General features: G+C 43.2%; 23 protein-coding genes. 18 read left to right on the forward strand and 5 right to left on the reverse strand.

The annotated features are described in order from the left end of the window. Positions 1-144 precede the first annotated feature (144 nt). A complete protein-coding gene (locus GVJ38_RS13045; RefSeq protein WP_159723603.1) occupies positions 145-711 on the forward strand; it encodes a hypothetical protein in 567 nt (188 codons plus the stop codon). Positions 712-786: 75 nt separating this feature from the next. Here GVJ38_RS13045 and GVJ38_RS13050 read toward each other — a convergent pair whose 3' ends face one another. Further along, entirely contained in the window at positions 787-1,533 is a 747-nt protein-coding gene (locus GVJ38_RS13050; RefSeq protein WP_159723604.1) for a Cof-type HAD-IIB family hydrolase, read from the reverse strand. 179 nt (positions 1,534-1,712) lie between these two features. Here GVJ38_RS13050 and GVJ38_RS13055 point away from each other — a divergent pair, with 179 nt between their 5' ends. From GVJ38_RS13055 to GVJ38_RS13080, 6 genes are all read left to right on the forward strand, one after another. After that, on the forward strand, positions 1,713-2,567 hold the full coding sequence (locus GVJ38_RS13055; RefSeq protein ID WP_159723605.1) for a glycosyltransferase family 8 protein: 855 nt from the start codon (positions 1,713-1,715) through the stop codon (positions 2,565-2,567). Then, positions 2,567-3,394, forward strand: coding sequence for a glycosyltransferase family 8 protein (locus tag GVJ38_RS13060; protein WP_159723606.1), 828 nt, complete (start codon positions 2,567-2,569; stop codon positions 3,392-3,394). The genes GVJ38_RS13055 and GVJ38_RS13060 overlap by 1 nt, the downstream gene beginning before the upstream one ends. Positions 3,395-3,432: 38 nt before the next feature. Next, positions 3,433-3,780: an iron-sulfur cluster biosynthesis family protein gene (locus GVJ38_RS13065; RefSeq protein WP_159723607.1), complete on the forward strand. Its 348-nt coding sequence runs from the start codon at positions 3,433-3,435 to the stop codon at positions 3,778-3,780. 247 nt (positions 3,781-4,027) lie between these two features. Further along, a complete protein-coding gene (locus tag GVJ38_RS13070; protein WP_159723609.1) occupies positions 4,028-4,576 on the forward strand; it encodes a DUF5067 domain-containing protein in 549 nt (182 codons plus the stop codon). 42 nt (positions 4,577-4,618) lie between these two features. Next, positions 4,619-6,262: a hypothetical protein gene (locus GVJ38_RS13075; RefSeq protein ID WP_159723611.1), complete on the forward strand. Its 1,644-nt coding sequence runs from the start codon at positions 4,619-4,621 to the stop codon at positions 6,260-6,262. Positions 6,263-6,273: 11 nt separating this feature from the next. After that, positions 6,274-6,564, forward strand: coding sequence for a hypothetical protein (locus GVJ38_RS13080; RefSeq protein ID WP_159723613.1), 291 nt, complete (start codon positions 6,274-6,276; stop codon positions 6,562-6,564). Between the two features lie 81 nt (positions 6,565-6,645). Here GVJ38_RS13080 and aspT read toward each other — a convergent pair whose 3' ends face one another. Next, positions 6,646-8,310, reverse strand: a complete 1,665-nt coding sequence (gene aspT, locus GVJ38_RS13085; RefSeq protein WP_159723615.1) for an aspartate-alanine antiporter — start codon at positions 8,308-8,310, stop codon at positions 6,646-6,648. 12 nt (positions 8,311-8,322) lie between these two features. Then, complete coding sequence (locus tag GVJ38_RS13090; protein WP_159723617.1) at positions 8,323-9,906, reverse strand: bifunctional aspartate transaminase/aspartate 4-decarboxylase; 1,584 nt, start codon at positions 9,904-9,906, stop codon at positions 8,323-8,325. Between the two features lie 544 nt (positions 9,907-10,450). Here GVJ38_RS13090 and GVJ38_RS13095 point away from each other — a divergent pair. Further along, entirely contained in the window at positions 10,451-11,695 is a 1,245-nt protein-coding gene (locus tag GVJ38_RS13095) for an FAD-dependent oxidoreductase (RefSeq protein WP_159723619.1), read from the forward strand. Between the two features lie 119 nt (positions 11,696-11,814). Further along, positions 11,815-11,973, forward strand: coding sequence for a hypothetical protein (locus tag GVJ38_RS14365; protein ID WP_442896069.1), 159 nt, complete (start codon positions 11,815-11,817; stop codon positions 11,971-11,973). Positions 11,974-12,172: 199 nt separating this feature from the next. On the opposite strand, the gene GVJ38_RS13100 is transcribed toward GVJ38_RS14365, so the two are convergent. Further along, a complete protein-coding gene (locus tag GVJ38_RS13100) occupies positions 12,173-12,724 on the reverse strand; it encodes a chromate transporter (RefSeq protein WP_159723621.1) in 552 nt (183 codons plus the stop codon). Next, positions 12,721-13,278, reverse strand: a complete 558-nt coding sequence (locus tag GVJ38_RS13105) for a chromate transporter (RefSeq protein WP_159723623.1) — start codon at positions 13,276-13,278, stop codon at positions 12,721-12,723. The genes GVJ38_RS13100 and GVJ38_RS13105 overlap by 4 nt, the downstream gene beginning before the upstream one ends. 104 nt (positions 13,279-13,382) lie before the next feature. Here GVJ38_RS13105 and GVJ38_RS13110 point away from each other — a divergent pair, with 104 nt between their 5' ends. The 9 genes from GVJ38_RS13110 to GVJ38_RS13150 all read left to right on the forward strand — a co-directional run bounded on the left by GVJ38_RS13110 (position 13,383) and on the right by GVJ38_RS13150 (position 22,072). Beyond that, positions 13,383-14,246: a LysR family transcriptional regulator gene (locus tag GVJ38_RS13110; RefSeq protein ID WP_159723625.1), complete on the forward strand. Its 864-nt coding sequence runs from the start codon at positions 13,383-13,385 to the stop codon at positions 14,244-14,246. A gap of 44 nt (positions 14,247-14,290) precedes the next feature. Next, entirely contained in the window at positions 14,291-14,893 is a 603-nt protein-coding gene (locus GVJ38_RS13115) for a hypothetical protein (protein WP_159723627.1), read from the forward strand. Beyond that, on the forward strand, positions 14,784-15,854 hold the full coding sequence (locus GVJ38_RS13120) for a M24 family metallopeptidase (RefSeq protein WP_159723629.1): 1,071 nt from the start codon (positions 14,784-14,786) through the stop codon (positions 15,852-15,854). The genes GVJ38_RS13115 and GVJ38_RS13120 overlap by 110 nt, the downstream gene beginning before the upstream one ends. Positions 15,855-16,017: 163 nt before the next feature. Continuing rightward, positions 16,018-16,776, forward strand: coding sequence for a threonine/serine ThrE exporter family protein (locus tag GVJ38_RS13125; protein WP_159723631.1), 759 nt, complete (start codon positions 16,018-16,020; stop codon positions 16,774-16,776). A gap of 11 nt (positions 16,777-16,787) precedes the next feature. Further along, a complete protein-coding gene (locus GVJ38_RS13130; RefSeq protein WP_159723633.1) occupies positions 16,788-17,246 on the forward strand; it encodes a threonine/serine exporter family protein in 459 nt (152 codons plus the stop codon). Between the two features lie 4 nt (positions 17,247-17,250). Further along, positions 17,251-18,234 carry an ornithine cyclodeaminase family protein gene (locus tag GVJ38_RS13135; RefSeq protein ID WP_159723635.1) on the forward strand — a complete coding sequence of 328 codons (984 nt, stop codon included), beginning with the start codon at positions 17,251-17,253 and terminating at the stop codon, positions 18,232-18,234. 386 nt (positions 18,235-18,620) lie between these two features. Further along, positions 18,621-19,706, forward strand: coding sequence for a M24 family metallopeptidase (locus tag GVJ38_RS13140; protein WP_235032903.1), 1,086 nt, complete (start codon positions 18,621-18,623; stop codon positions 19,704-19,706). Positions 19,707-19,717: 11 nt separating this feature from the next. After that, entirely contained in the window at positions 19,718-20,599 is an 882-nt protein-coding gene (pepI, locus tag GVJ38_RS13145) for a proline iminopeptidase (protein WP_159723639.1), read from the forward strand. Between the two features lie 114 nt (positions 20,600-20,713). Continuing rightward, positions 20,714-22,072, forward strand: a complete 1,359-nt coding sequence (locus GVJ38_RS13150; RefSeq protein WP_159723641.1) for a peptide MFS transporter — start codon at positions 20,714-20,716, stop codon at positions 22,070-22,072. Positions 22,073-22,226 lie beyond the last annotated feature (154 nt).

Raw genomic sequence — 22,226 nt, forward strand, 5'->3', positions numbered from 1 at the left:
CCATGTGTAAGTCCTTTTTATTGGTCTTGGATAAGTCATCCGAGAACAGTATAAAGGATTTTTTTGTGCATGAATAGCTTTATAGCAATGCTTTTAATGATTTGAAGTTCTTTGCAACACTAGTGATCAAAGGAGTGTCTAAAAATGGATGCTAAACAAAAAATCGCAGCCTTTGTCACCATGCCGGTTGATTATGAACTAGTCAGTGTGACACAAGGCAAACGCAATCAAAAATCGATCGCCGTTTACCGTTATCAAAAAGATGGTGCGTTTGAATTGAATGGGCCACGGATCACCGCATTATATGCTGACAAACAATTGGTGAGTTTAAAAGCTTACCACACGCTTCATCCAGGTTCACTCTTACGAGAAGATGCAGCTGTAGCACGAGCAAATGAAATTTGGCAACGATTTGATCCGAAGTATGCGGCGGGTCTGTCCTACTTACGACTGGAAAATCAAACCCGAGAAGTTTTGATTGATGGAAAACCGCTTAGCTTTCCGGTGCAATGGATCAAGTTTGGTCACCACAATGGGAGCTACAACTGGGTCACCTTAGGAGGCAATGGTGACATCGTCGAACTTGAGATCGATTCACGCTGGGATTATTTCCGCGGCCGTCGTAAAACGGAGATGTGGGACAATGATGATTGGGTCTTAGCCCATGAAGGTCGTGGTCCGCAATTAAACAGTCCGAATGCTTTAGCCTAAATGAAAATACCGTACCGACTTCACGTTTTAAGCGGAGCTGGTGCGGTATTTTTTGTAGACTAGCGGATAAAATTTTTACAGGTAGTGCTGTAAAAAATAAGCGATGCCCGCCTCGTCATTGGTTTTGGTCACGTGATCGGCGACTCGTTTCACACTGGGGGTCGCATTGCCCATCGCGATACTAGTTCCACTGTAATGCAACATGGCAAGGTCGTTTTGTTGGTCCCCAAAAGCCATGATTTGATTTGGTGAAAGGTCTAACTGTTGCGCTAATGTTTGTAAGGCACTGGCTTTGGAAACATTTTCTGCAGTCACTTCTAAAAAATGTTTAGCTGAAAAAACACTGCTGATCTTAGCATTAGCTAACTGTTGTTGTAAGGTGACTAATTTTTCTGGCACAGCATCGGTGATGGCTAATTTCAAATACGTGGCGGCTTTAGTCGCAAGCGGCAACTGAGGATACTTAGCAAATTCGAACCGCACATCTTGGGTTTCTTCACTGGCGATGGTCGTGAGTCGGTGTTGCTTGGTTAAAGTTAACACGGTTTGGGCAGTGGACGTAGCTAACGCGAAACTTTTGATTTTTTTGATCTGGCAATCTGGTGTGATCTGAGCGATATAAGCACCGTTTGACGTCAAGGCATAGTCCATGATCTCAAGGTCTAATAACATTTTTTTGACCGAACGGATCGAGCGGCCGGTAACGACTGTCACTAGACCGCCTTGTTTGCGATAGGCTTGTAAGGCTTTGATATTTTGCGGTGAAACTTGTTCAGCTGAATTCAGCAACGTACCATCTAAATCAACGGCAATCAATTCCATAAAATCCCTCCAACCATTTGGCTATCACTTCTATCTTTACCACAAATCTTATAGGTTTGAAACTAAAACGGTTTATTTTTGCTTCTTTTAATATTTTTTTTTACTTTTATGCAAATTATTTGGCAAAAAGATTTATTTGGGCTTATAGTGGTCACAATCAAAGAAAAGGAGAGATAATTATGACGAAAAATCAATTAGTACCTACTATTCCAATCGTGACGGCTTCCAATAATGATTATGCTCCTTACACTGAGGTCATGTTGCGCTCGGTGTTAGAAAATTTAAAAACGGTGCTGCCCCTCGATATTTATGTGATCGATGACGAGTTGTCGGCCCAAAATAAATTACGGTTACTTCAAATCGCCGCTAGTAATGAACACGTTCAATTGGACTTTTTAACAGTCGATAAAGCAGTCTATGATGACTGTTTGATCAGTGATCATATTACAACAACGGCTTACCTCAGAATCTCGGTACCGCCGCTATTAAAGAAAAAAGGTTATCGCAAAGTGCTTTATCTCGATGCGGATGCGCTCGTATTAGCAGATGTCAGTGAATTATTTATGACTGATCTAGCGCAAAAAACGATCGGAGCCGTGATTGATCCGGGCCAAGCTTATGCTTTGGAACGATTAGGGATCGAGTCAGCAGATTATTATTTTAACTCTGGTGTCATGGTGATCGATTTAGAACGCTGGCAAGCTCGTGACATCACGCAAAAAACGTTGGACTATTTGAATCAGCATGACGATAAGATCATCTATCATGACCAAGATGCATTAAATGCGGTGTTATACGAAGATTGGCAAGCACTGCATCCTAAATGGAACATGCAGACATCCTTGATCTTTGATTATTATGAAGCGCCGACTAAAAACTACACCGCGCTTTATGCTGCGGGCCGTCAAGCACCTGCGATCGTCCATTTTACCGGACATGATAAACCGTGGAACACGTTGAAAAATCACCCCTATCAAGCGGAATATTTGAAGCGTCTAGCTAAAATCCAAACAGTGAAAGTGGGGGCTAACTAATGAAAAAAATACATATCGCTGCCAGTTGTAATACGAATTTTGTGCCGCACTTAGCGGCGTTACTCGTTTCGATCTTAGACAATTGTCCAGCAGAAGACTGTGCGTTTCGGTTTTACGTAGTGGATGACAACATCGCGCCAGAAAGTAAAGAACTGCTACGTTCGACAGTCAGTAAATATCCTGCTTGCCATACGTTGACCTTTTTTAAAATCGATCCTCATGAGTTTGATCATGTCGTGATCAGCGAACGGATTCCGCAAACGGCTTATTACCGTATTAAGATCCCTGAACTGTTCCGAGGAGAAGACGTGGATAAAATTCTTTATTTAGATTGTGATATGATCGCGTTACAAGATATTGATGAACTGTGGGAGACTGAACTAGGTGATCAAATGTTGGCCGCAGTAGAAGATGCTGGCTTCCATCAACGCTTAGAAAAAATGGGGATCCAAGCAAAATCCAATCGCTATTTCAATTCGGGTTTGATGCTGATCAATGTCAAACAGTGGTTAGCTGAAGGAATCACGGAGCAAGTGTTTGAGTATATCCAACAAAATCCAGAGAAATTACGCTTCCATGATCAAGATGCGTTAAATGCGATCTTGCATGACCGCTGGGTGCCCCTCCATCCGAAATGGAATGCGCAAAAATATATTTTGGCCCATGAAACGGTCCATCCGAATCGTAAAGGTAAAAAAGAATATGCAGAGACCCGGCAACAGCCTTACATTATCCACTACACAGGACGCCATAAACCATGGGACAAACGACAAAATGTTCCCGCCGGTAAACTGTATCAAAAATATTCTCACATGACTGATTTTTAATTTCCCCTATTATAATAGAAGAAAAGGAGCTACTGATCATGGAATTGACTCTTTCAAATCAAGCAAATGCGGTTTTACAACAAAAAATCGGCGCAGGTGAAGCGTTTATTTTAGCTGCTCGAAATACGTACACTCAAGTTTTCCCGTGTGCTAAAGGAAGTTTTTTTCAAATCGTACCGTTGATCGTCCGGAATCAATTTACGGACCGCTATCAAGCACGGATCAAAAATGCGGATTTTACCGTCTATACGTGTCCGGAAGACCAAGCGCAGCTAGGAGAAGACTTGCAGTTAGATTACGATCATAAACTGCATAGCTTTACTTTAAAAGATGAACACCACGTCTTAGATCACAATATCAAACTAAAAAATTATTTCTTTAGTTAAGCGCGTAAGGAACTGACTAAATTGAAAAAGCCCCGATCAATCACGACTTGATCGGGGCTTTTTCAGCATATGATAAACGTTCATCAAAGAAGGGAGAAGTTTTCTTTGATACGTTTAGTTTACCAGCTGCTGGAAAAAAAGTTCGTCAACTATTCTTAGAACGCGCGTTTTTTTGATATGTTTCCGCGTCGTTTTTCCTTTACCTTATAGTTAGCAATGAAATATATGAGCTGAAAGGGAGAACACGATGGAAAAAATCATGCGCAAGATCTTATTTGGTTTTATGACCCTATTAGTCTTAGGTTCGGTGTTTGTTTATTTGATCAACTATCAAACGAGTAAACAAAAGCCTGCTGAAGCCGAAACAACGACGATCTCGCAAAAATATGAACAAGCCCAATTTAAAAATCATCAACTCGCCACCCCAGATTTGAAGATCCAAGTCACATCGGCTCGTTTCATCCCGGCTGGTGAACCGGGCAACGAAACGGGTCAGCAACCAGTTTTTGCCATTTGGTATGAAACGACGAATTTGAGTTCGCAAAGTATCAGCTGTGAAAATGCGTGGAAGTCAAGTTTTGTCGCCAATCAAACGATCGATGGGAAAACCGTTTCGTTAGCAATCGCAGCACAACCTGATCCGAATTTTGACGGTCAAGCCGAGATCAAGCCAGGTCATCGCGTAGCAAATGCGATCGCCTATCAAATGCAAGCCGAAAGCGGGATCGATTTGATCGCCCATTACGGTAACAATCCGACCCCGATCGGACACCACGTTTACCAAATCGCCAAATAAACGTCACGTAGCAATGAATAAACGATAAAGTGAGGAGAACGAATGATTTCATTAACTGATCAATCCCTAATCGAAAAACTGACCGCTGTCCCAACGAGCACGTGGAAAAAACGTGTCTTTGTTTCTATCTCAGAAGGTAATTCCCGCGCCCAAGTTTGGCAAAAAAATGGGACGGACCTGCCGGCACTTCTAGCCGAACTTGAGACTCAATTACAGCCTTTTTTGAAAAATGCAACGTATGTCCGCGTCGATTTAGTCAAAGAAATCGAAAAAAAAGAGCGGCAAGCAGCAGTGGCTGAAATTCGTGCCATCGAACGGAATAATTATTTCCGGCAAGGTGTGGCTTTTGACAATCAATTCCAACTGGCCTTTTTAGCCGAAGAGATCCAAGGCAATGCGCTGTTACGACCAGCCAAAGACCATGAACCAGGCGTCAATGGAGCGCGGATGGCATTTGACCAACATAATATCGAAGGCTACTTGTATCGCAAGACCGGTCAAAAGCAAACATTTGATTTAAGTGCGCATGACACGTTGTACTTTTTTAGTACCCAAGGCTTTTTCTATGAAGACGGGCAATGGCTGACGCTAGCAACTGATGGACTTCAAAGTGGGTTGCGGCAAGTTGAAAAACAAGATCTGCCTGAAGTGATCCCGCCGATCATCAAAAAAGCGTTAGTCTATTTGCGTAAAGAGATCGATTCTACGGGTCGGTTCAATTATGGTTACTATCCGGCCTATGATTATGCTTTATCCGGTTATAATTCGGTTCGTCACTTATCCAGTTTGTATGCTTGGCTTGAGACGGATCATTTAGTGCCATTAGGGGAAGACTTAGCGCGGATCGAAAAAGGATTGCACTATGCAGTGAATGAATTGACTTTAGAAAAAGACGGGCATTTATTTATTAAAGATAATGGTCGTGAGAGTTTGTCCTTGAAATTAGGGGCTCAAGCGATGGCGTTGATCGCATTAGCTAAGTATACAGAGATTTCAGGTGATCGCCAGTTTGTCCCAACGATGGAACGGTTCATTCAAACGATCGCTGATTATTACGTAGATGACCTGGGGAACACGACCCATATTTTAGCAGAAGATCTAAGTGTGAAAAAACAATTTGAGATCGTCTATTACGATGGGGAAGCTGTGTTAGGATTATTGCGAGCTTACGCACAAACGAAAAAAGCGGAACATTTAGAATTGGCACAGCGCTTGTTCAATCAATTGATCGAAAAAGGGTATCAAAAATATCATGATCACTGGTTGAGTTATGCGACGAATGAGATTTTGTTGTACACTGATGATGAACGTTATTATGAATTTGGCTTACACAATGCATTTGATAATTTAGACTTTATCGAATTTCGCGATACAGCTTATCCTACGATGCTAGAACTCGTGATGGCCGCGATCAAGATGTGTGATAAATTACAAGAACAAGGCTTAGAAGATAAACTTGGTCTGACCAAAGATCAAGACTTGCATATTCGCGAAGTTGCCTACACCCGCGCATTACATGAGATCAATACCGGGATCAATTATCCGGAACTTGCGATGTATATGAAAGCCCCGAATAAGATCGCCAATGGTTTTATGGCGCGTCATGCTAAATTCCGGATGCGCAACGATGATCAACAGCATTATTTGAGCGGCTTAGTCAACTTTTATAATTATTTCTATCGTTAGGAGGTGAGTGAATGTTCACAGCTATCTCACAATGCGTCGTCGGAGCTTCTGTTTCTCCGTTATCGAAAATTTTATTTATGCTGTTTGTGATCTTAAGTGGCGGGCAGTATTTGTATGTACACTTCAGTAAAAAGCACCGCGATTTAAAAAAAGAAGAACAACAAATCGAAGAGATCTACGGAAAAGACGACGACGGTTTTTATCCGTGGGAACGCGATACCGATGATTCGCCTGAGCGTGTCACCGAAGAAAGCAAACCCTATCACAATGAAAATTTGCCGCGGCGCAGTACGCGGTGGTAAAGCGTTAAAACAAAAAATGAGCCTGACGTCCGTTTCATAACAGGACGTCAGGCTCATTTTTTTGTAAACTTATAGTATCGATCAGCTCAATAACGCCACGACTAATGGTCCTAAGACTGTCAGCAAAATGTTTCCGACCGCATAGGCGGGGGTATAACTTAAGGCGAACAAGCTACTGCCGGTTTCTTCATTGATCGCATTTAAGGCAGCTGTGATCGTCCCAGCTCCTGTCAGTGAACCGATGTTGTCGATAGGATTTAATTTCAAGACGAATTTCCCAAAGAGCAGTGTCAATAAATGCGGAACGATGGAGACGATCGCGCCGATCAGTAAGACTGACCAGCCCATCTTTTCCAGCGCCGGCACAAATTGCGCACCTGCTTGTAACCCGACGACTGCGATAAATAGATTCAAGCCGACACTTTTCATAAACCAACGCGTCGCGGCAGGGATTTCACCGATATTAGCATGACGGTCTTGGTACCAGCCTAAAAATAGCCCGGCAAATAACGCACCACCGCCGGTTCCTAAAGTGATCGGGATGTTTCCGGCGTGAATGACGATGCTCCCGATCAAGATCCCTAACACGATCCCAACAGATAGAAAGCTGACATCCGTTTCAGGACCATCGGTGACTTCATAGCCTAAATTCGGCAAAAGCGCTTCAATGGCCCGGCTAGTTCCCAGTAAAGAGAGCCGATCGCCTACGCGTAACGTCGTCAAATCTTTGATCTCAGATCCGTCACGTTTAGCTTCTGTGATCATGATGCCGTTTTTCATCAATTCTTCAATCGCATGGTAACTGAATACGTCAGTCAACATGATCGTAGTAGTCTTTAACGGAATCTGGCGAAAGGCGGCATCAGCAACTTCGGTAACGGCAGGATTTTTTTCGGTCAAAGATAAAAATCCTGCGACGTCACCGGCAATCGCCAATTCATCATTAGCTTGAATCGTCTGATCACTGGTTGCGGCAAAGACGTTTTTAGCCCGCGCGATCTCTTCAACGACGAAATCACCGTGATAACGCTGTTCTAATTGTTGGATCGTTTGCCCGACTAAAGGACTGGTCTGTCCGACTTGAAAGACTCGTAAATTGATGTTGGATGAAAAGCCCGCTGCGGTTTTTCCGCCGCTAAAGCTCAACGATTCCATCATTTTTTTCGTTTCTTCTTTTAAGTTGACGCGTAAGATCACTGGTGCGATATTTTTCAAGAAAACTAGCACGCCGGCCGTCCCGAAGACATAGGTCAACGCGTAGGCGATAGCGACTTCTGACGTGTAGGCACTTTTAGCAGCACTGGAGATGTTGAGTCCGCTAATCGCAGATGAGGCTGTTCCGATCGTAGCAGATTGGGTCAACGCACCAGCTGTGATCCCGGCTGCTTCACCAGGTCCGACTTTGAACAGTTTGAACAGTCCCAGCGCGGTGACTAAAGCGATCGCGGCAAAGAAAATACTTTGCACGACGATCTTGAGTCCGGTTTTTTTCAAGCTTCGAATAAAAGCGGGCCCGACTTCATAACCGATTGCAAAGATAAAAAGATCGAAGAAGACATCTTTAATGATCGGATCAATCTTGAAGATTCCTAGTTGGCCGACGAGTAGTCCCATGACTAAGACCCCGACTGTCGAGCCAATCGTAAAACTTTTGATTTTGACATTTCCCAGTAAATAGCCCAAACATAAACAGAGGAAAATCGCTACCACCGGAGTGTCTAGCAGAAACTTGATGACTGCATTCATTTGAAAGACCTCCTATTTTTGAGCTTCAAATTTTTGGTGGTATTCAGCGAGTAATTCTAATACTTGGCTACCGATCAGCCGATAATCTTCTGTCGGTAAGTTGGCTTCAGAGACGCGTAGATCGCCGCTAGCTGCTCCAAAACCGACACCATCCATCAAGACGATGCCATTTTTTTGCGCTAAGTTCAATAAAAAGTCGATCTGTTCAAAATTATCCGTCAAATACTCGCGGAAGTCTTTACCGTAGCGTTCTTCAGCTAAACGATAGAGATCGATGATCGAATAATATTTGGCATTTTCGGGACTATCATCTTTTGGTAATCCTAAACTATCAAATAAATCTTCGTAACGGGTAGCCACGATTTTTTTAGATGTTTCAAGATAAGCATCTTGCTTGCCAGCAACGAGATGGGTCAACGCGAACAAGACTTCCATGATCTGTTGCGGGGTTGAAAGTCCTGACGTATGGTACAAGCCGATCGAACGACTGTCAGCGACCATTCGATCGATGAACTTCATTTTCTCAGGTTCTAATACGACTAAATCATACCGTTTCGCAAGCGCTTGTTGGTCTTTGGCAGCTAAGTTTTTGATCAAACGGTCAAAGACATTGTCATCGTGGACACCGATCAACCCTAAGCGCCAACCGGTAGCACCAAATAGTTTTGAAAAGGAGTAGACTAACAGCGTATTGTGAGGCACGACACTGTAAACCGTTTGGAAGTCTTCCACAAAGGTCCCATAGACGTCATCCGTGATGATCATCAGATCAGGATTTTTAGCCACGGCTTTTTTGATTTCTGCTAAGGCTTTTTGGTCAAAGGCTTTTGAACCAGGGTTAGACGGATTGACGATGAAAAAGGCTTTGATCGCTGGATCTTGTAATTGATCGATCGCTTGAGGGCTGATCTCCCAATTATTTTCTTCGTTAGAACGTAGATCAATCTCGACCATTTCATAATCATTCAATTCGGGAATTTGTAAGTACGGCGTGAAGATCGGTGTGTTGATGGCGATCTTATCACCGGGTTTGATCAATTTATTTTCTTTCAATGAATTGAAAATATAGACGATCGCCGCTGTGCCGCCTTCTGTTGCGAACAAAGAAGTTTGCTTTTCAAGTTCCACGCCGTGATAGAGCACAGATTGTAAATAATGATTCAAGATCACTTCGGCGTTTTTCAAGATCCTGCTGGGAACGGGGTAGTTATTACCGATGATCCCATCGATCAATTCTTTCACGACTTCATCTTGATTCAAGCCCAGCTGTTTGACATAGGCTAAGACGTCTGTCAAAAACTGATCGCTGGGATTTTTGTCAGGTTCTAAGAAAGCTTCCAAACGCTCGCGGATCCCGTTAAGCTCGGTATAACCGGCAAGGTCACTTTCATGGATCGTGCGTTGTGATTCTTCAATTCCAAAGAGCATCAAACGACTAAAAGCAGCTCGAGCTTTCGTGTTGATCCAGTTCGGATTTCCCCGACCAGCGTTTAAGAAAATATTACTTTTCTCATTTTTTTGTGCCAAGGTCAACATCTGGTTACTAATCTCAAAGGCACCAAGTTGTTCTAACTTTTCTTCAGCTTTTTTGTCCATTCTAAAACCCTCCTATTTCTTTTCATACATTTACCCTATGCGTTTTATTAAAAAAGTGCAAGTAAAAAGCCATTTCGCTAAAAACTCTCAAATGATTTTGACGAAAAAATCGATTTTGTTTTGTTCGTTAAAGTCGCTGAAAAAATGGCCGATCAAAGCAAGAGGAACGAGAATTATTTTGTTCAAATAAAATAAAAAAATCCAGTAGATCATGAGTTTTTTTAAGACTTTCATTTAAGATAAGTGTCAGAAATCGACTTTTGGTTATCAAAAATTGATCTAACATGAGAGTGGTTTCATGCTAAGATAAAACTATCAACAGGGGAGTTCCCCCTTCCCTTAATTGTTATAATATGCTGAGAAAAGCCATATTCTGCGGAATATGGTTTTTTTCATGGTCTGAAAAAGCGTAGCACGTCATTATCCGAGTGCGCACTTATCAAAAATAATCCATTGAAATCGAATTCTTGGTAATTTTTTCCCGCCGATTGATGTTAAGGTTACTTTATTGCAATACAATCAATTGAGAAATTAGGTGAAAAAGATGACCACTATTATTATTGGCGCTTCGTTGAGTGGATTGGTGACTGCCGATCAATTGAAACAGCGGGATCCGACCCGCCAAGTGATCGTGATCGATCAAGTCGAAGCGGAGGATCTACGCAAAAAATATACTGAAAAAAATGCCTGGGAATTTTTCCCGCTGCCAGCTGAACTGAAGAAGTTAGATTTTTTCTGGCAGACCGAGGTCAAACAGATTGATCCTGCGACCAAAACCCTTATCTGTTGGCAAGGAGAACAAAAGCTCGTAGTGCCTTATGATCAATTGGTGGTGGCGACTGGTTCTTCATATACGCCCCATCAGTCAAAATTTTCCCGCTATCATAATGCGTATTTATACCGGGCCCAAGAGCATTACCAACTCAATCAGCAAAAATTCGCGCCGTTTAAACGCATCGCGATCTTAGGCTATGACGCCACTAGTTTGCAACTAGCGAGTCAGTTAGTTGATCAAGGGAAACAGGTCAGCTTGTTGCATTATCGCAATAGTGTGCTATTCCAATTTTTTGATCATGAGATGATCGCACCATTTGAACAGCTGTTGGAAAAACAAGGGATCGCCTATTATCCGCAAGCCACATATTGTCAAGCGCAGACATATCGTGAGCAGATCACGGCGCTAGATTTGGGCTGTGAAAGAATCCCCGTTGATTGTATCGTAACTTTTGCGCCGACTTTTCCCAATACGAAATTGTTACGTGGCGTAGTGGACTTAAATGATGATCTGACGGTGAAAACGACTGAAGCCTTTCAGACGAGTCAACCGGATCTATTTGCTGTCGGGGACATCGTCGCTTTTCGCGAAGCCGATGGGACGAACAAATATTTACCTTCACTCGCTTGGGAATTGCAGACGGCGAAAAAAGTCGTTCAGTTGTTGTTAGCCCAAGAGTCGCTGACATTAGAAGCAGCGCCCTTTACCGTCAACGTGTTCGATCACTTTTTAGCATCGTATGGTATCACGCAAGATCTAGCCCCTTATCGCGGGATGAGTGGGGTGCAACAGACGAGTTATCACTTTGGTAAAGAGGCGAGTTGGTGCGGGACCCTCAAAACGGTTTTTGAACCGACCGACCAGCGTTTGTTAGGGGTGCAAGTCATCAGCCGTTGCCCCGCTGAAACCGAGTTTGATACGTTGACCCAATTGGTGCGTCAGAAAAAAACGTTGTCAGAAGCGTTGACGACTATCAGTCGGTTGTTCCAACGTTTAGATCCGATCCATTCATAAAAAGTTCTTAGCTTGAAAACAACGAGCTTGCAGCGACTTAAGTGCTGCAAGCTCGTTTTGAGTTGTCAGTTCCTTTTTACCACTAAATTTTTCAGCCTGAGTTTGGGTGCATTGAGAGGATCAGTTTTTATGCGGCTACCCAACAAAATAAACCGATCTATCGTTTGTACAATCCGAATGCCAAAGCCGGTAGTCATCATTACACGAAAGAGCTAAACGAAAAAAATTACCTAACGAATAGCGGCTGGAAGTACGAAGGCATCGCTTGGTATGAATGATCTTAGCTAACTAGACAAAAACCGTCTCAAGCACTTTAGCTTGAGACGGTTTTTAGTTACGTCATCCAGTCAAAGTGACTGAATAACACGAGCAGCTGATCAGGGGGAAGAGTTAGCTCGTATTTGTTTACAAATTAAGTATACAAGCTAGTTTCAAAAAAAGACCTCAAAAAATGTGGGCTTTTACGAAAAGGTGCGATCAATAAAGTAAAAAGCCAACGCCACCTGCTAAGATCAGCAAGGTGATCGGGCTGATCCATTTTTTCCGTAACAATATAAGTGCAACTGCAAATAATAAAATCGGAATCAGTTGCAAGTGTCGCACATCTTGCCAGTTTAAGACTCCCGCAAAGGCTAAGGTCACGATCGACAAACTAGCCGAGGCGATCAAACCGATCGTGCTGGCTTTTAATCCGCTAAAGACTTGCTGGATCATGACACTATCTTTTTGATTGTTAAAAAACCGCGCAAGAGCTAGTGAGATCAGACAACCGGAGATTACACACGCAAAGGTGGCGATGACCGCACCTAAGATCCCGCTGAGCTGTAAGCCGACAAAAGTTGCGCTGTTGACTGCTAACGGTCCAGGTGTCATTTGCGAGATCGTCACAATATCACTAAAGGCTTGAGGTGTGAGCCATTTTTGGTGTTGCACGATCTCTTGTTGGATCAAAGGCAACGTGGCATACCCGCCGCCGATACTGAGAATTCCAATCTGAAAAAAACTGACGAACAATTGCCAATAACTCATCGTTGACCTCCTTGATCAGCAGATTTTTTTTTCGTTAACAGTAACATCGTTAAAATCGTCGCCCCTAAGATCCATAAAGGATGCAGTCCGAGTAACCCATTGGCGATAAAAGCGAAAAAAGGAAACAGCCACAATAATTTGCGTTCAGTTTGTTTCAAAAGTAAAAACATGTCGATGACCAGATCGACAATGATCGCGGCGACCGCGGCTTCCATCCCTTTCAACACTTTGCGGACGATGGGATTTGCTTGGAAGGCTTCATAAGCAAATGAAATGACTGTTAAAATGATCAATGACGGTAAGGTCGCGGCGATCCCGCTGATGATCGCGCCAGTTTTGCCGTGGAGTTTGTGCCCGACAAGGACCGCCAAATTGACCGCGATCGCACCGGGGGAACTTTGAGCGATCGTGGAGAGATCGAGTAATTCTTCTTCAGTCAGGTCGCCGTGGTTGACGAAATATTTTTCCATCATCGGGATCGTGACGTACCCACCGCCAAAAGTAAATGCGCTGATGAAAAATTGGTAGCCGAATAAACGCAGTAATGATGACAAAGCGCCACCTCCTCACTTATCAGTATAGGCGACAAAAATCCATTAGTGAAATATAATCATTTTATAGTTTTGATAAGTAAATACTTATTAGTGAGGAGCTCAACATGAATATTCGTCAATTAGAAATTTTTATTATCGTCGCTCAAACTGAAAACATTTCCCAAGCGGCAAAGCACCTTTTTATCTCACAACCGGCTGTCAGTCAAACGATCCAACAGTTAGAACAAGAAATCGGACTTCGATTGTTTGATCGACCGGGGCGCGCGTTGGAGCTCAATCCAGCTGGCAAGCAGTTTTTACAAAAAGCGCAACATTTTTTGCGCGAGTACCAAGAGTTGGAACGGTTTGCGGAATATTTGAATGTCAAAGCACCGATCAAAGTTGGCGTCAATTTAACGGTCGCCAATTTGTGGTTAGCACCGATGATCAAAGATTTTCAAGCAACCGGTCAAACATTGACGGTTCAAGCCGATACCGCTGAAGCGATCGTGACCGCTTTAAAGGCGCAAGAATTGGACTTGGCGCTTTTAGAAGGCAAAATTTCTGATCCGGCCTTGATCTGTGAAAAATTCAAACGTTACGAACTGGTCATCGTGGTGGCCGCGACATATCCCTTAGCGGCTAAAAAGCAGCTCACGGTGGCGGAATTTTTAAATGAACCGCTTTTATTGCGAGACGCTGGCAGTGCGATCCGCCAAGCGTTGGATCGTTACTTAGGCGTTGCGCAAATGCAAGTGCGGCCGCTTGTCACAAGTATCAACTCGCAAAGTTTATTGGAATTGACCGCTGAAAAAATCGGAATTACTTTTTTACCGCGAGCGTTAGTGGAGCATCCGCGCAATGCCGGTCGGTTCAAGCTGTTGCGTTTTGAAGAAAAAATTTACAATGACGTCCAACTCGTCTATCAAGCCGCCCATGAATTAACACCAGCCTTGAAAAAATTTAAAAAAATCGTCTTGCAGGGTTAAATTTTCTCATCTTTTTACGTTTATAGTAATGAGGGGTGAAAAAAATGCCAACAATCAAACAATTAGTCGAATTAAAATTGCCGACCTTAGAAAGACGAATCATCAAAGCGTATGAACAAGATCACAATGCCCAAGCTGTGATTTGCCAAGCTCGAATTTTGCAGATCCGCGGCAATTTGACCAATGAAAGGATCGAGCAGCCGTTAAAAAAATTGATCCGTCACATTTTTAAAGGTAAGTTGCGCCGCCAAATTTTAGGTAATTTGTATTACTTCCAAACGTATTTTTCAGCTGATGAGTGGCAAGTCATCTTACAACGGGTGGCACGCGCTGGACTCATTGCGCCTTTTTTTGCTAACTTGATTTGGCTTTTTAGTGGGCTCACTTGGCTTTTGATCGTCTTTTTCCCACGCTTAGTCTCGCGGTTAAAAAAAGTTTTTGGAAACGGTTTGACCAAAGGCAGGCGGACTGCTACTCTAAGGGTAAGAAACTGGCTATTTGCTAGCTATCAAATAACTGTAAAGAAGGGATACACCTATGATGAACGAAACAAAGATCCGTGCGTATTTGGAAAAAGAAAAATTGGATGCTTTTTTTATCGCAAAACGCGTCAATGTCCGCTTTGCGAGTGGCTGGACAGGAGATGATTCTTTCATCTTGCTCACAAAAGAAGGATTATATTTCTTAACTGATCCGCGTTATACCGAACAAGCTGAGCAAGAAGTGCCCGATTACGAGATCATCAATTGGCGTTTGCCAGGTCGCACTGTCGGGGATACAGTGGCGCGTTTAGCTGACGAGCATAACTTGAAGTCGATCGCATTTGAAGCCGATTACTTAACATATGACATGTATGACGATTTCCAACAAAAAGTCAAAGCCGAACTCGTTTTAGCAGGTGGCGTGATCGATAAGATGCGGGCAGTCAAATCCCCTCAAGAAATCGCGTATATGCGCAATGCGTGTGAGATCTCATGTCGCGCTTTCAACCGCATCTTAAAAGACATCCGTGTGGGGATGACAGAAAAAGAATTAGCCGCGAAGCTTTCTTTATATATGGTCCAAGAAGGCGCTGATACGCAACCGTACGGCAATATCTTGATCTCAGGAGCGCGGACGTCACTGCTACACGGTATCCCGTCAGAAAAAGCGGTGGAATACGGTGATTTTGTTTTAATGGACTTTGGCTGTCAGTTCAATGGCTATATGTCGGATATGACGCGGACGGTCGTCGTCGGAAAAGCAACCGAAAAGCAACGAGAAGTTTATGAATATGAAAAACGTAGCTTAGAAGCTTCCGAAGCGGTCATGAAAGCAGGCGTTCCAGTTCGTGATGTGTATCGCGCTTCCTTGGAGCCGTTGAAAGACACGGAATACATTCCGTATACGTATGGTAATATTGGTCATTCGATCGGTTTATTCGTTCATGAGCTGCCTTATTTAGCTGAACAGTATGATGATGTGTTAGTGGAAGGCAATGTCATGACGATCGAACCGGGGATCTACATCCCTGATTGGGGTGGTGTTCGGATCGAAGACCAAGTGTTGATCACAAAAGACGGGTATGAAAATATGATCAGCATCCCTCATGATCTGATCGAATTATAAAAGCTAAAAATTAATGAACATCGTTGCGGTCAGCTGTCTTTCTGATTGTCGGTGTTTGATCGAAAAGGGCTGCCCCAGTCGCAGCTCTTTTTGCCGCCAAGCGCTGAGAGATCAGCAAAATTTAAGCTGTGCCGATCAAAGAGTTAGGCAGCAGGAGGTTGACATGAGAGAAGAAGCTCGTTTTGATCTGATCTATGATATCGCAGAGACGATGTTAGAAAATGGCGCAGAGATCAAACGGATCGAATCCACGATCCGATTAGTAGCGAAAGCTTTTGAGCTAAAAGATTTTAATAGTTTTGTGCTGATCAATGGAATTTTTATGACTGCCCGCTGCAATGATGAAGTCGTTCAAGCTAAAGTCAAAGATATCCCGATCTCACCGATCATTTTAGGTCGGATCGATAAAATCAACAGTTTGTCCCGAAAGATCACTGAAAAGAAAGTGACCCCTGAAGAAGCAAAAGCTGAATTAGCGGCAATCAAACAAGAAAGTTTTGCTTCTGATCCGTTAAAGATCTTCGCGTATGCGTTTGGGAGTGCTAGTTTTTGTTATGTCTTTGGGGGAACGATCTGGGATTCGATAGGCGCGTTATTTTTAGGTGTAGTGCTAGCTCTATACACGCTTTATTTAGTCCCCCATCTTAATATGTCTAAGATCATCATCAACATCACCAGCAGTATGTTAGTGAGTGTTTTAGCTTGTGTGTTAGTTCGTTTGTTTCCCGTGCTGCAACTGACGAGTTTAGTGACGGGTGGGATCATCTCGCTTCTGCCAGGTGTTCCTATCGTCAATGGGATTCGTTATTTATTTGACGAGGATTACAACTCAGGCTGGAGTCAGATGATCAATGCGCTGATCACTGCACTCTGTGTGTCCGTGGGGGTCGGACTTGTTTTGCGGATCTTTGAGTTGTTATAGGAGGTTTTGAGGTGTCGATTTTTTATCAAGTGATCGCTGGTTTTTTAGGTACGATTTCATTTGCGATCTTATTTGAAGTACCAAAGCGGCATTATATTTATTGCGGCTTGATCGGCGCATGCGGCTGGTTTATTTATTTAGTGATCATGCATTTTTGGGTGGCGCCGATCTCGGCAACCTTTGTGGCTTCTTTGGCGTTGATTTATTTATCAAGAGAAGCGGCGTATGCATTACGAGCGCCTGTAACGATTTTTTTGATCTGCGGGATCTTCTGCCTCGTTCCCGGGATGGGGATCTATAATTTTACGTATAATTTTTTTATTGGGGATTCTATCAAAGCCGCTCAAGTGGGCGTCCAAGTTTTGAAGATCGCCATTGCCATCTCCATTGGGATCACCGTGGGGTATGAGTTATCGCCTCGTTGTTTTTTTGCTTATCGGAGACGACAACGAGCGTTGAAAGGAAAGTGAACAGATGCTGATCTTAACTAAAAAGGAATTGGAACAAGCACTGTCGATGCAAGAAGCGATCGAAATCGACAAACAAGCCTTGGCGAATTATTCAGCTGGAAAAACAGCAGTTCCATTACGAACGAATCTAGCCTTACCGGAAACGGACAATACGAGCTTATGCATGCCTGCTTATGTCGGGGGAACTGAGCCAGCGTTAGGCGTCAAGATCATTTCGGTCTACCCAGAAAATATTCAAAAAGGACTCCCCAGTGTGCCAGCGACGATGGTGGTCCTAGATCCAGCTACCGGGATCGTGTCCGCCATCTTGGAAGGAACGTATTTGACGCAGCTTAGGACTGGTGCAGTCCAAGGAGCCGCAACGGATCTATTAGCGCGCCAAGATGCTAAAATCGCCGCGTTGATCGGAACGGGCGGACAAGCTGCAACGCAACTCTTAGCGATGGATACAGTGCGGGCTTTAGACGAAATTCGCGTCTATGATCAAGATCTAGCTCGAGCTGCCGAGTTTGTCACCCAGCAACAATCAAAAGTCCGTGCCAAATTAGTGACAGCCTCGACAAGCCAAGTCTGTGTGGAAGGAGCTGACATCATCACGAGTGTCACGACGGCAAAACAAGCAACTTTTTCAGCTGAGTGGGTGAAACCCGGTGCGCATATCAATGGTGTCGGCGCTTTTACACCTGAGATGGTCGAGCTTCCCGCTGAGATCATCCAACGAGCTGCAACGATTTTTTTTGATACGTATGAAGGTGTTTGGGCAGAAGCCGGTGATTTTATCCAGCCGCTCCAAAAAGGTTTGATCAAAAAAAGTGATATTACCGGTGAGTTGGGAGAATTAGTCTTAGGAAAAGTCGCAGGACGAAAAAGCAAAGACGCAATCACCATCTTCAAAACGGTGGGCAGCGCTGTATTAGATGTGGCAGTTGCCCAAGCAATCACAAAACAAGCGCTTACGAAAGGGCTAGGACAAAACATCACGTTATAAAAACTATTTTTTCCAGGTCGGATAGATAAGAACGACTAAAAAGATTTTGCTGCAGGCTGGACCTGAGTAAAATCTTTTTTTATTTTCTTTGAACCCTTTTTATCAAAACAAAAAAGTTTCTGCTTTATTTTTAGAGAAATGAACGAAGAGATATTTAATTTCCTAACTGGATGTAGTAGAATTATGGAAGCGGATAACTTCGATAAAAAACATTTTTTTCTAAAAACGGCTTGAAATATTCTGTAATTTATGGTTATTTTAAGACACTGTGATAAGTGAAGAACTGAACAGTTGTTTGATTTTTAGCGAAGAAAAATCTCTGTGAATGATTATTAACAGTGAGTCTACTGTTTTTAATAGCCTGTGGGCAAATTTATTTTGAAGGAGTGAAAAGTTTGAAAGAAAATCGCGTAAAAAAAGTCATTGAGCAAATGAAAGAGCAAGATTACGGTCAGCTACTCGTTTCTGATCCAGCTACGATTTTTTATTTGACGGGTCGTTGGATTCATCCCGGTGAACGTTTGTTGGTCTTAGTGATCACCCCGGAAAATAAAAATACATTGATCGTCAATAAATTGTTCCCGATCGAAGAAGATCTAGGCGTCGAAAAAGTCTTTATCGATGACACGGATGATGCAGTAGCGAAGGTTTTAGAATACGTTGATCCAGCTAAACCGATCGGGATCGATAAAAATTGGCCAGCTCATTTCTTATTGCATTTATTGGAATTAGTCCCAGATGCGAAATTGAAAAATGGCTCATTGATCACTGACAACGTGCGAGCAGTCAAAGACGATGAAGAGTTGGAATTGTTGCGCGCTGCTTCAAAAGACAACGAGATCGCCATTGATCGTTTGAAAAAATTATTACCAGAAGAATTGACTGAACAAGAGATGGCAGCTAAATTAGGCGAGATCTACAAAGAGTTAGGCAATAGCGGTTTTTCATTTGATCCGATCATCGGCTACGGGAAAAATGCTGCCGACCCACATCATGAGACGGATGATTCAACTGTTTCACCTGGCGACAGCGTGATCTTAGATATCGGGGGCGTCAAAGATTCGTATTGCTCAGATATGACGCGGACGGTCTTTTATAAAGAAGTCTCTGATAAAGGCCGTGAGATCTACAATATCGTCTTAGAAGCGCAAGAACGGGCGATCGCAGCCGTGAAACCTGGCGTGAAATTGTCTGATATCGATGCAGCTGCCCGTGATTACATTACGGAAAAAGGCTACGGCGAATACTTCACTCACCGCTTAGGTCATTTCATCGGGATCGAATGCCACGAGTTTGGTGATGTTTCTGGTTCGAATGAACAAAAAGCAGTCGTGGGCAATGTCTTTTCAATCGAACCTGGCGTTTATGTACCAGGCGAAGTTGGCGTGCGGATTGAAGATCTAGTGATCGTGACTGAAGATGGCTACGAAAACTTGAATCACTATCCAAAAGATTTAGAAGTAATCGGCTAGGAGGCCTCGTGATGAAAATCGAAGAAGGGTACATGCCTTATTTAGATTATCAAACGTATTACCGGATCGTAGGCGAAGCGACGGACAATAAAAAACCGTTGATCTTACTTCATGGCGGCCCTGGTTCCACCCACAACTATTTTGAAGTGTTGGATGAAATGGCAGCGTCTGGTCGCCAATTGATCATGTATGATCAATTAGGGTGCGGCAAGTCAGCCGTTCCATCAAATCCTAGCTTGTGGACCAAAGAAACGTGGGTCAATGAATTGATTGCACTAAGAGAACACTTAGGATTAGATGAAGTTCATCTTTTAGGTCAATCTTGGGGTGGGATGTTAGAGCTGATCTATGTCTGTGATTATGCACCAAAAGGGATTAAAAGTATGGTCTTGTCGTCAACGCTGTCTTCGGCTAAATTGTGGGCGCAAGAACAACATCGCATGATCAAATTCATGTCAGAAGAGGATCAAGCCGCGATCCAAAAAGCAGAAGCGACGGGGAATTATGATGATCCGGCCTATTTAGCTGCTAATGATCGTTATATGGTTCGCCATGCAGCCGCCGTTCCGACTGAAGAGTCGCCAGAACCGCTCCGGCGTAAAAAAGTTGCCGGGACTGAAAGTTATCTGGCAGCTTGGGGACCAAATGAGTATTCACCAATGGGTACGCTGAAAGATTATGAATATACCGCTCAGCTACCTGAGATCAAGATCCCAACACTGGTTACCAGTGGGACCAACGATCTTTCGACGCCACTTGTTGCAAAAACGATGTATGATGGCATTCCCGGAGCTCAATGGGAATTATTTGCTCATAGCCGCCACATGCCATTTGTCGAAGAAAAAGATAAATACATCGCGCTTTTGACGAAGTGGTTAGACGAACATGATTAAACCGGTCACGGAAAAAGCAGTTCACTGCTTTTTCCCCGCCGTTTTATAGCAAGTCACAACTTGCGAATTGGTAAATTGACACTTTGACAATTAAATACAGAAAGAGGGAACATCATGGAAACAACTCCTGTTAAAGCGAAGAAGCCTTTTGGTTTTTACGTCTGTTCATTAGGATTCTCTTTTGAACGTTGTGCCTTTTATACGGTTAAGTATATGTTGGCGATTTGGATTGCAACAACAGTTGGTAAAGGCGGATTAGGACTTACGGACGTGAAAGCTGCTTCAATGTCAGCTACTTTTGTTGCGTTAACGTACATCACGCCCGTTGTCGGTGGTTGGTTAGCCGATTATTGGATCAGTCCAAGACTCAGTGTAGCGGTTGGAATGATTTTGATGGGAATCGGGTATTTGTTCACTTGGCAAGCACATTCGATCGGTATGGTTTGGGCAATGATTATTTTAGTTTCGGTCGGTACTGGGCTTTTCAAAGGGAACTTATCTGGGGTCAATGCACTGTTGTTCAGTAATGAAAAAGAATTGAACGAAGCGTTCTCTGTGCAGTACTCATTCGTTAACATCGGTTCATTTATCGGAACCACATTTTTAGTCTTATTGATTCCAAAATTTGGGTTTAACTTTGTCTTCTTAGTTTGTGCGCTATTATTGTTCTTAGATGCGATCTGGTTTATTGCCAACAGCCGTTCATTAGGCGATGCTGGGAAACAACCATTTAAAGTTGACCAACGTAAATTTGAATCAGCTGGTAAAAAAGCCGATGGCGCAGAAAACGCTCCATTGACTGCTGGCGACAAAAAACGTGTTTTAGCTATTATTTTAGTAACTGCATTTTCAGTGGTCTTTTGGATGGTTTGGTACTTAGCGTATATGCCAGCTTACTACTACTTCGGTTATGGCGATGGCGCTGCTTTCTTAAATCGGGCAAACTGGTTAGTCGGTAGCTTCAAAGTGCCAACTTCTTACTTTGATTCAATGAATGCATTGACTTGTATCATCTTAGGTCCGATCTTAGGGAAATTATGGACCAAATTAGCTGCTCGTCCTAAAGGGGACATGAGTATGTTCAAGAAAACCGCTCTTGGCATGATGCTTGTGGGTGTGTCTTATCTTGTAATGGTCTTAGCCGATATCGTGGGTAACGGTGCTGCTTCAGTCTTATGGTTAGCAATGGTCAGCTTCTTGATGTCTGTCGGCGAAATGATCTTCTCACCACTAGGCAACTCATTTATCGCAAAATTATCACCAGCGAAATTGATGGGCTTATTGCTAGGCTTCTGGCCGATCGCCGTCTTCTTCTCAAATATGATCTACCCAGCGGTTTACTCACTACTAAAAACGAGTGATCCAGCAAGATTCCAAATGGGTTATGGTATTTTAGCGGCAATCGTTATCGCATTAGGCTTGATCTTATGGTTCAGCTCTAAAACGTTGGACAAATTGGAAACAGCTGAATAAAACTTTAAAAGATCTCCTTTTTAGGAGGTCTCAGACTGTAGACAAAAGATTCATAGAAGGTGTAGAAATCCAATTTCTACGCCTTTTTTGTACGCTCTACTATATGTAAGTTCAAAAAAAGCAAAAAAAATAAAGGCCTACTGCCTTTTGTATA

Source organism: Enterococcus sp. CSURQ0835 (assembly GCF_902706605.1).
Taxonomy (GTDB): Bacteria; Bacillota; Bacilli; order Lactobacillales; family Enterococcaceae; genus Enterococcus_A.

Excerpts from the sequence above, each read along its gene's own strand:
- pepI (WP_159723639.1), top strand. The coding sequence starts at position 19,718 with ATGAAAATCGAAGAAGGGTACATGCCTTATTTAGATTATCAAACGTAT.
- GVJ38_RS13045 (WP_159723603.1), top strand. The coding sequence starts at position 145 with ATGGATGCTAAACAAAAAATCGCAGCCTTTGTCACCATGCCGGTTGAT.
- GVJ38_RS13070 (WP_159723609.1), top strand. The coding sequence starts at position 4,028 with ATGGAAAAAATCATGCGCAAGATCTTATTTGGTTTTATGACCCTATTA.
- GVJ38_RS13150 (WP_159723641.1), top strand. The coding sequence starts at position 20,714 with ATGGAAACAACTCCTGTTAAAGCGAAGAAGCCTTTTGGTTTTTACGTC.
- aspT (WP_159723615.1), bottom strand. The coding sequence starts at position 8,310 with ATGAATGCAGTCATCAAGTTTCTGCTAGACACTCCGGTGGTAGCGATT.
- GVJ38_RS13065 (WP_159723607.1), top strand. The coding sequence starts at position 3,433 with ATGGAATTGACTCTTTCAAATCAAGCAAATGCGGTTTTACAACAAAAA.
- GVJ38_RS13075 (WP_159723611.1), top strand. The coding sequence starts at position 4,619 with ATGATTTCATTAACTGATCAATCCCTAATCGAAAAACTGACCGCTGTC.
- GVJ38_RS13080 (WP_159723613.1), top strand. The coding sequence starts at position 6,274 with ATGTTCACAGCTATCTCACAATGCGTCGTCGGAGCTTCTGTTTCTCCG.
- GVJ38_RS13135 (WP_159723635.1), top strand. The coding sequence starts at position 17,251 with ATGCTGATCTTAACTAAAAAGGAATTGGAACAAGCACTGTCGATGCAA.
- GVJ38_RS13095 (WP_159723619.1), top strand. The coding sequence starts at position 10,451 with ATGACCACTATTATTATTGGCGCTTCGTTGAGTGGATTGGTGACTGCC.
- GVJ38_RS13100 (WP_159723621.1), bottom strand. The coding sequence starts at position 12,724 with ATGAGTTATTGGCAATTGTTCGTCAGTTTTTTTCAGATTGGAATTCTC.
- GVJ38_RS13120 (WP_159723629.1), top strand. The coding sequence starts at position 14,784 with ATGATGAACGAAACAAAGATCCGTGCGTATTTGGAAAAAGAAAAATTG.
- GVJ38_RS13050 (WP_159723604.1), bottom strand. The coding sequence starts at position 1,533 with ATGGAATTGATTGCCGTTGATTTAGATGGTACGTTGCTGAATTCAGCT.
- GVJ38_RS13110 (WP_159723625.1), top strand. The coding sequence starts at position 13,383 with ATGAATATTCGTCAATTAGAAATTTTTATTATCGTCGCTCAAACTGAA.
- GVJ38_RS13115 (WP_159723627.1), top strand. The coding sequence starts at position 14,291 with ATGCCAACAATCAAACAATTAGTCGAATTAAAATTGCCGACCTTAGAA.
- GVJ38_RS13055 (WP_159723605.1), top strand. The coding sequence starts at position 1,713 with ATGACGAAAAATCAATTAGTACCTACTATTCCAATCGTGACGGCTTCC.
- GVJ38_RS13090 (WP_159723617.1), bottom strand. The coding sequence starts at position 9,906 with ATGGACAAAAAAGCTGAAGAAAAGTTAGAACAACTTGGTGCCTTTGAG.
- GVJ38_RS13060 (WP_159723606.1), top strand. The coding sequence starts at position 2,567 with ATGAAAAAAATACATATCGCTGCCAGTTGTAATACGAATTTTGTGCCG.
- GVJ38_RS13125 (WP_159723631.1), top strand. The coding sequence starts at position 16,018 with ATGAGAGAAGAAGCTCGTTTTGATCTGATCTATGATATCGCAGAGACG.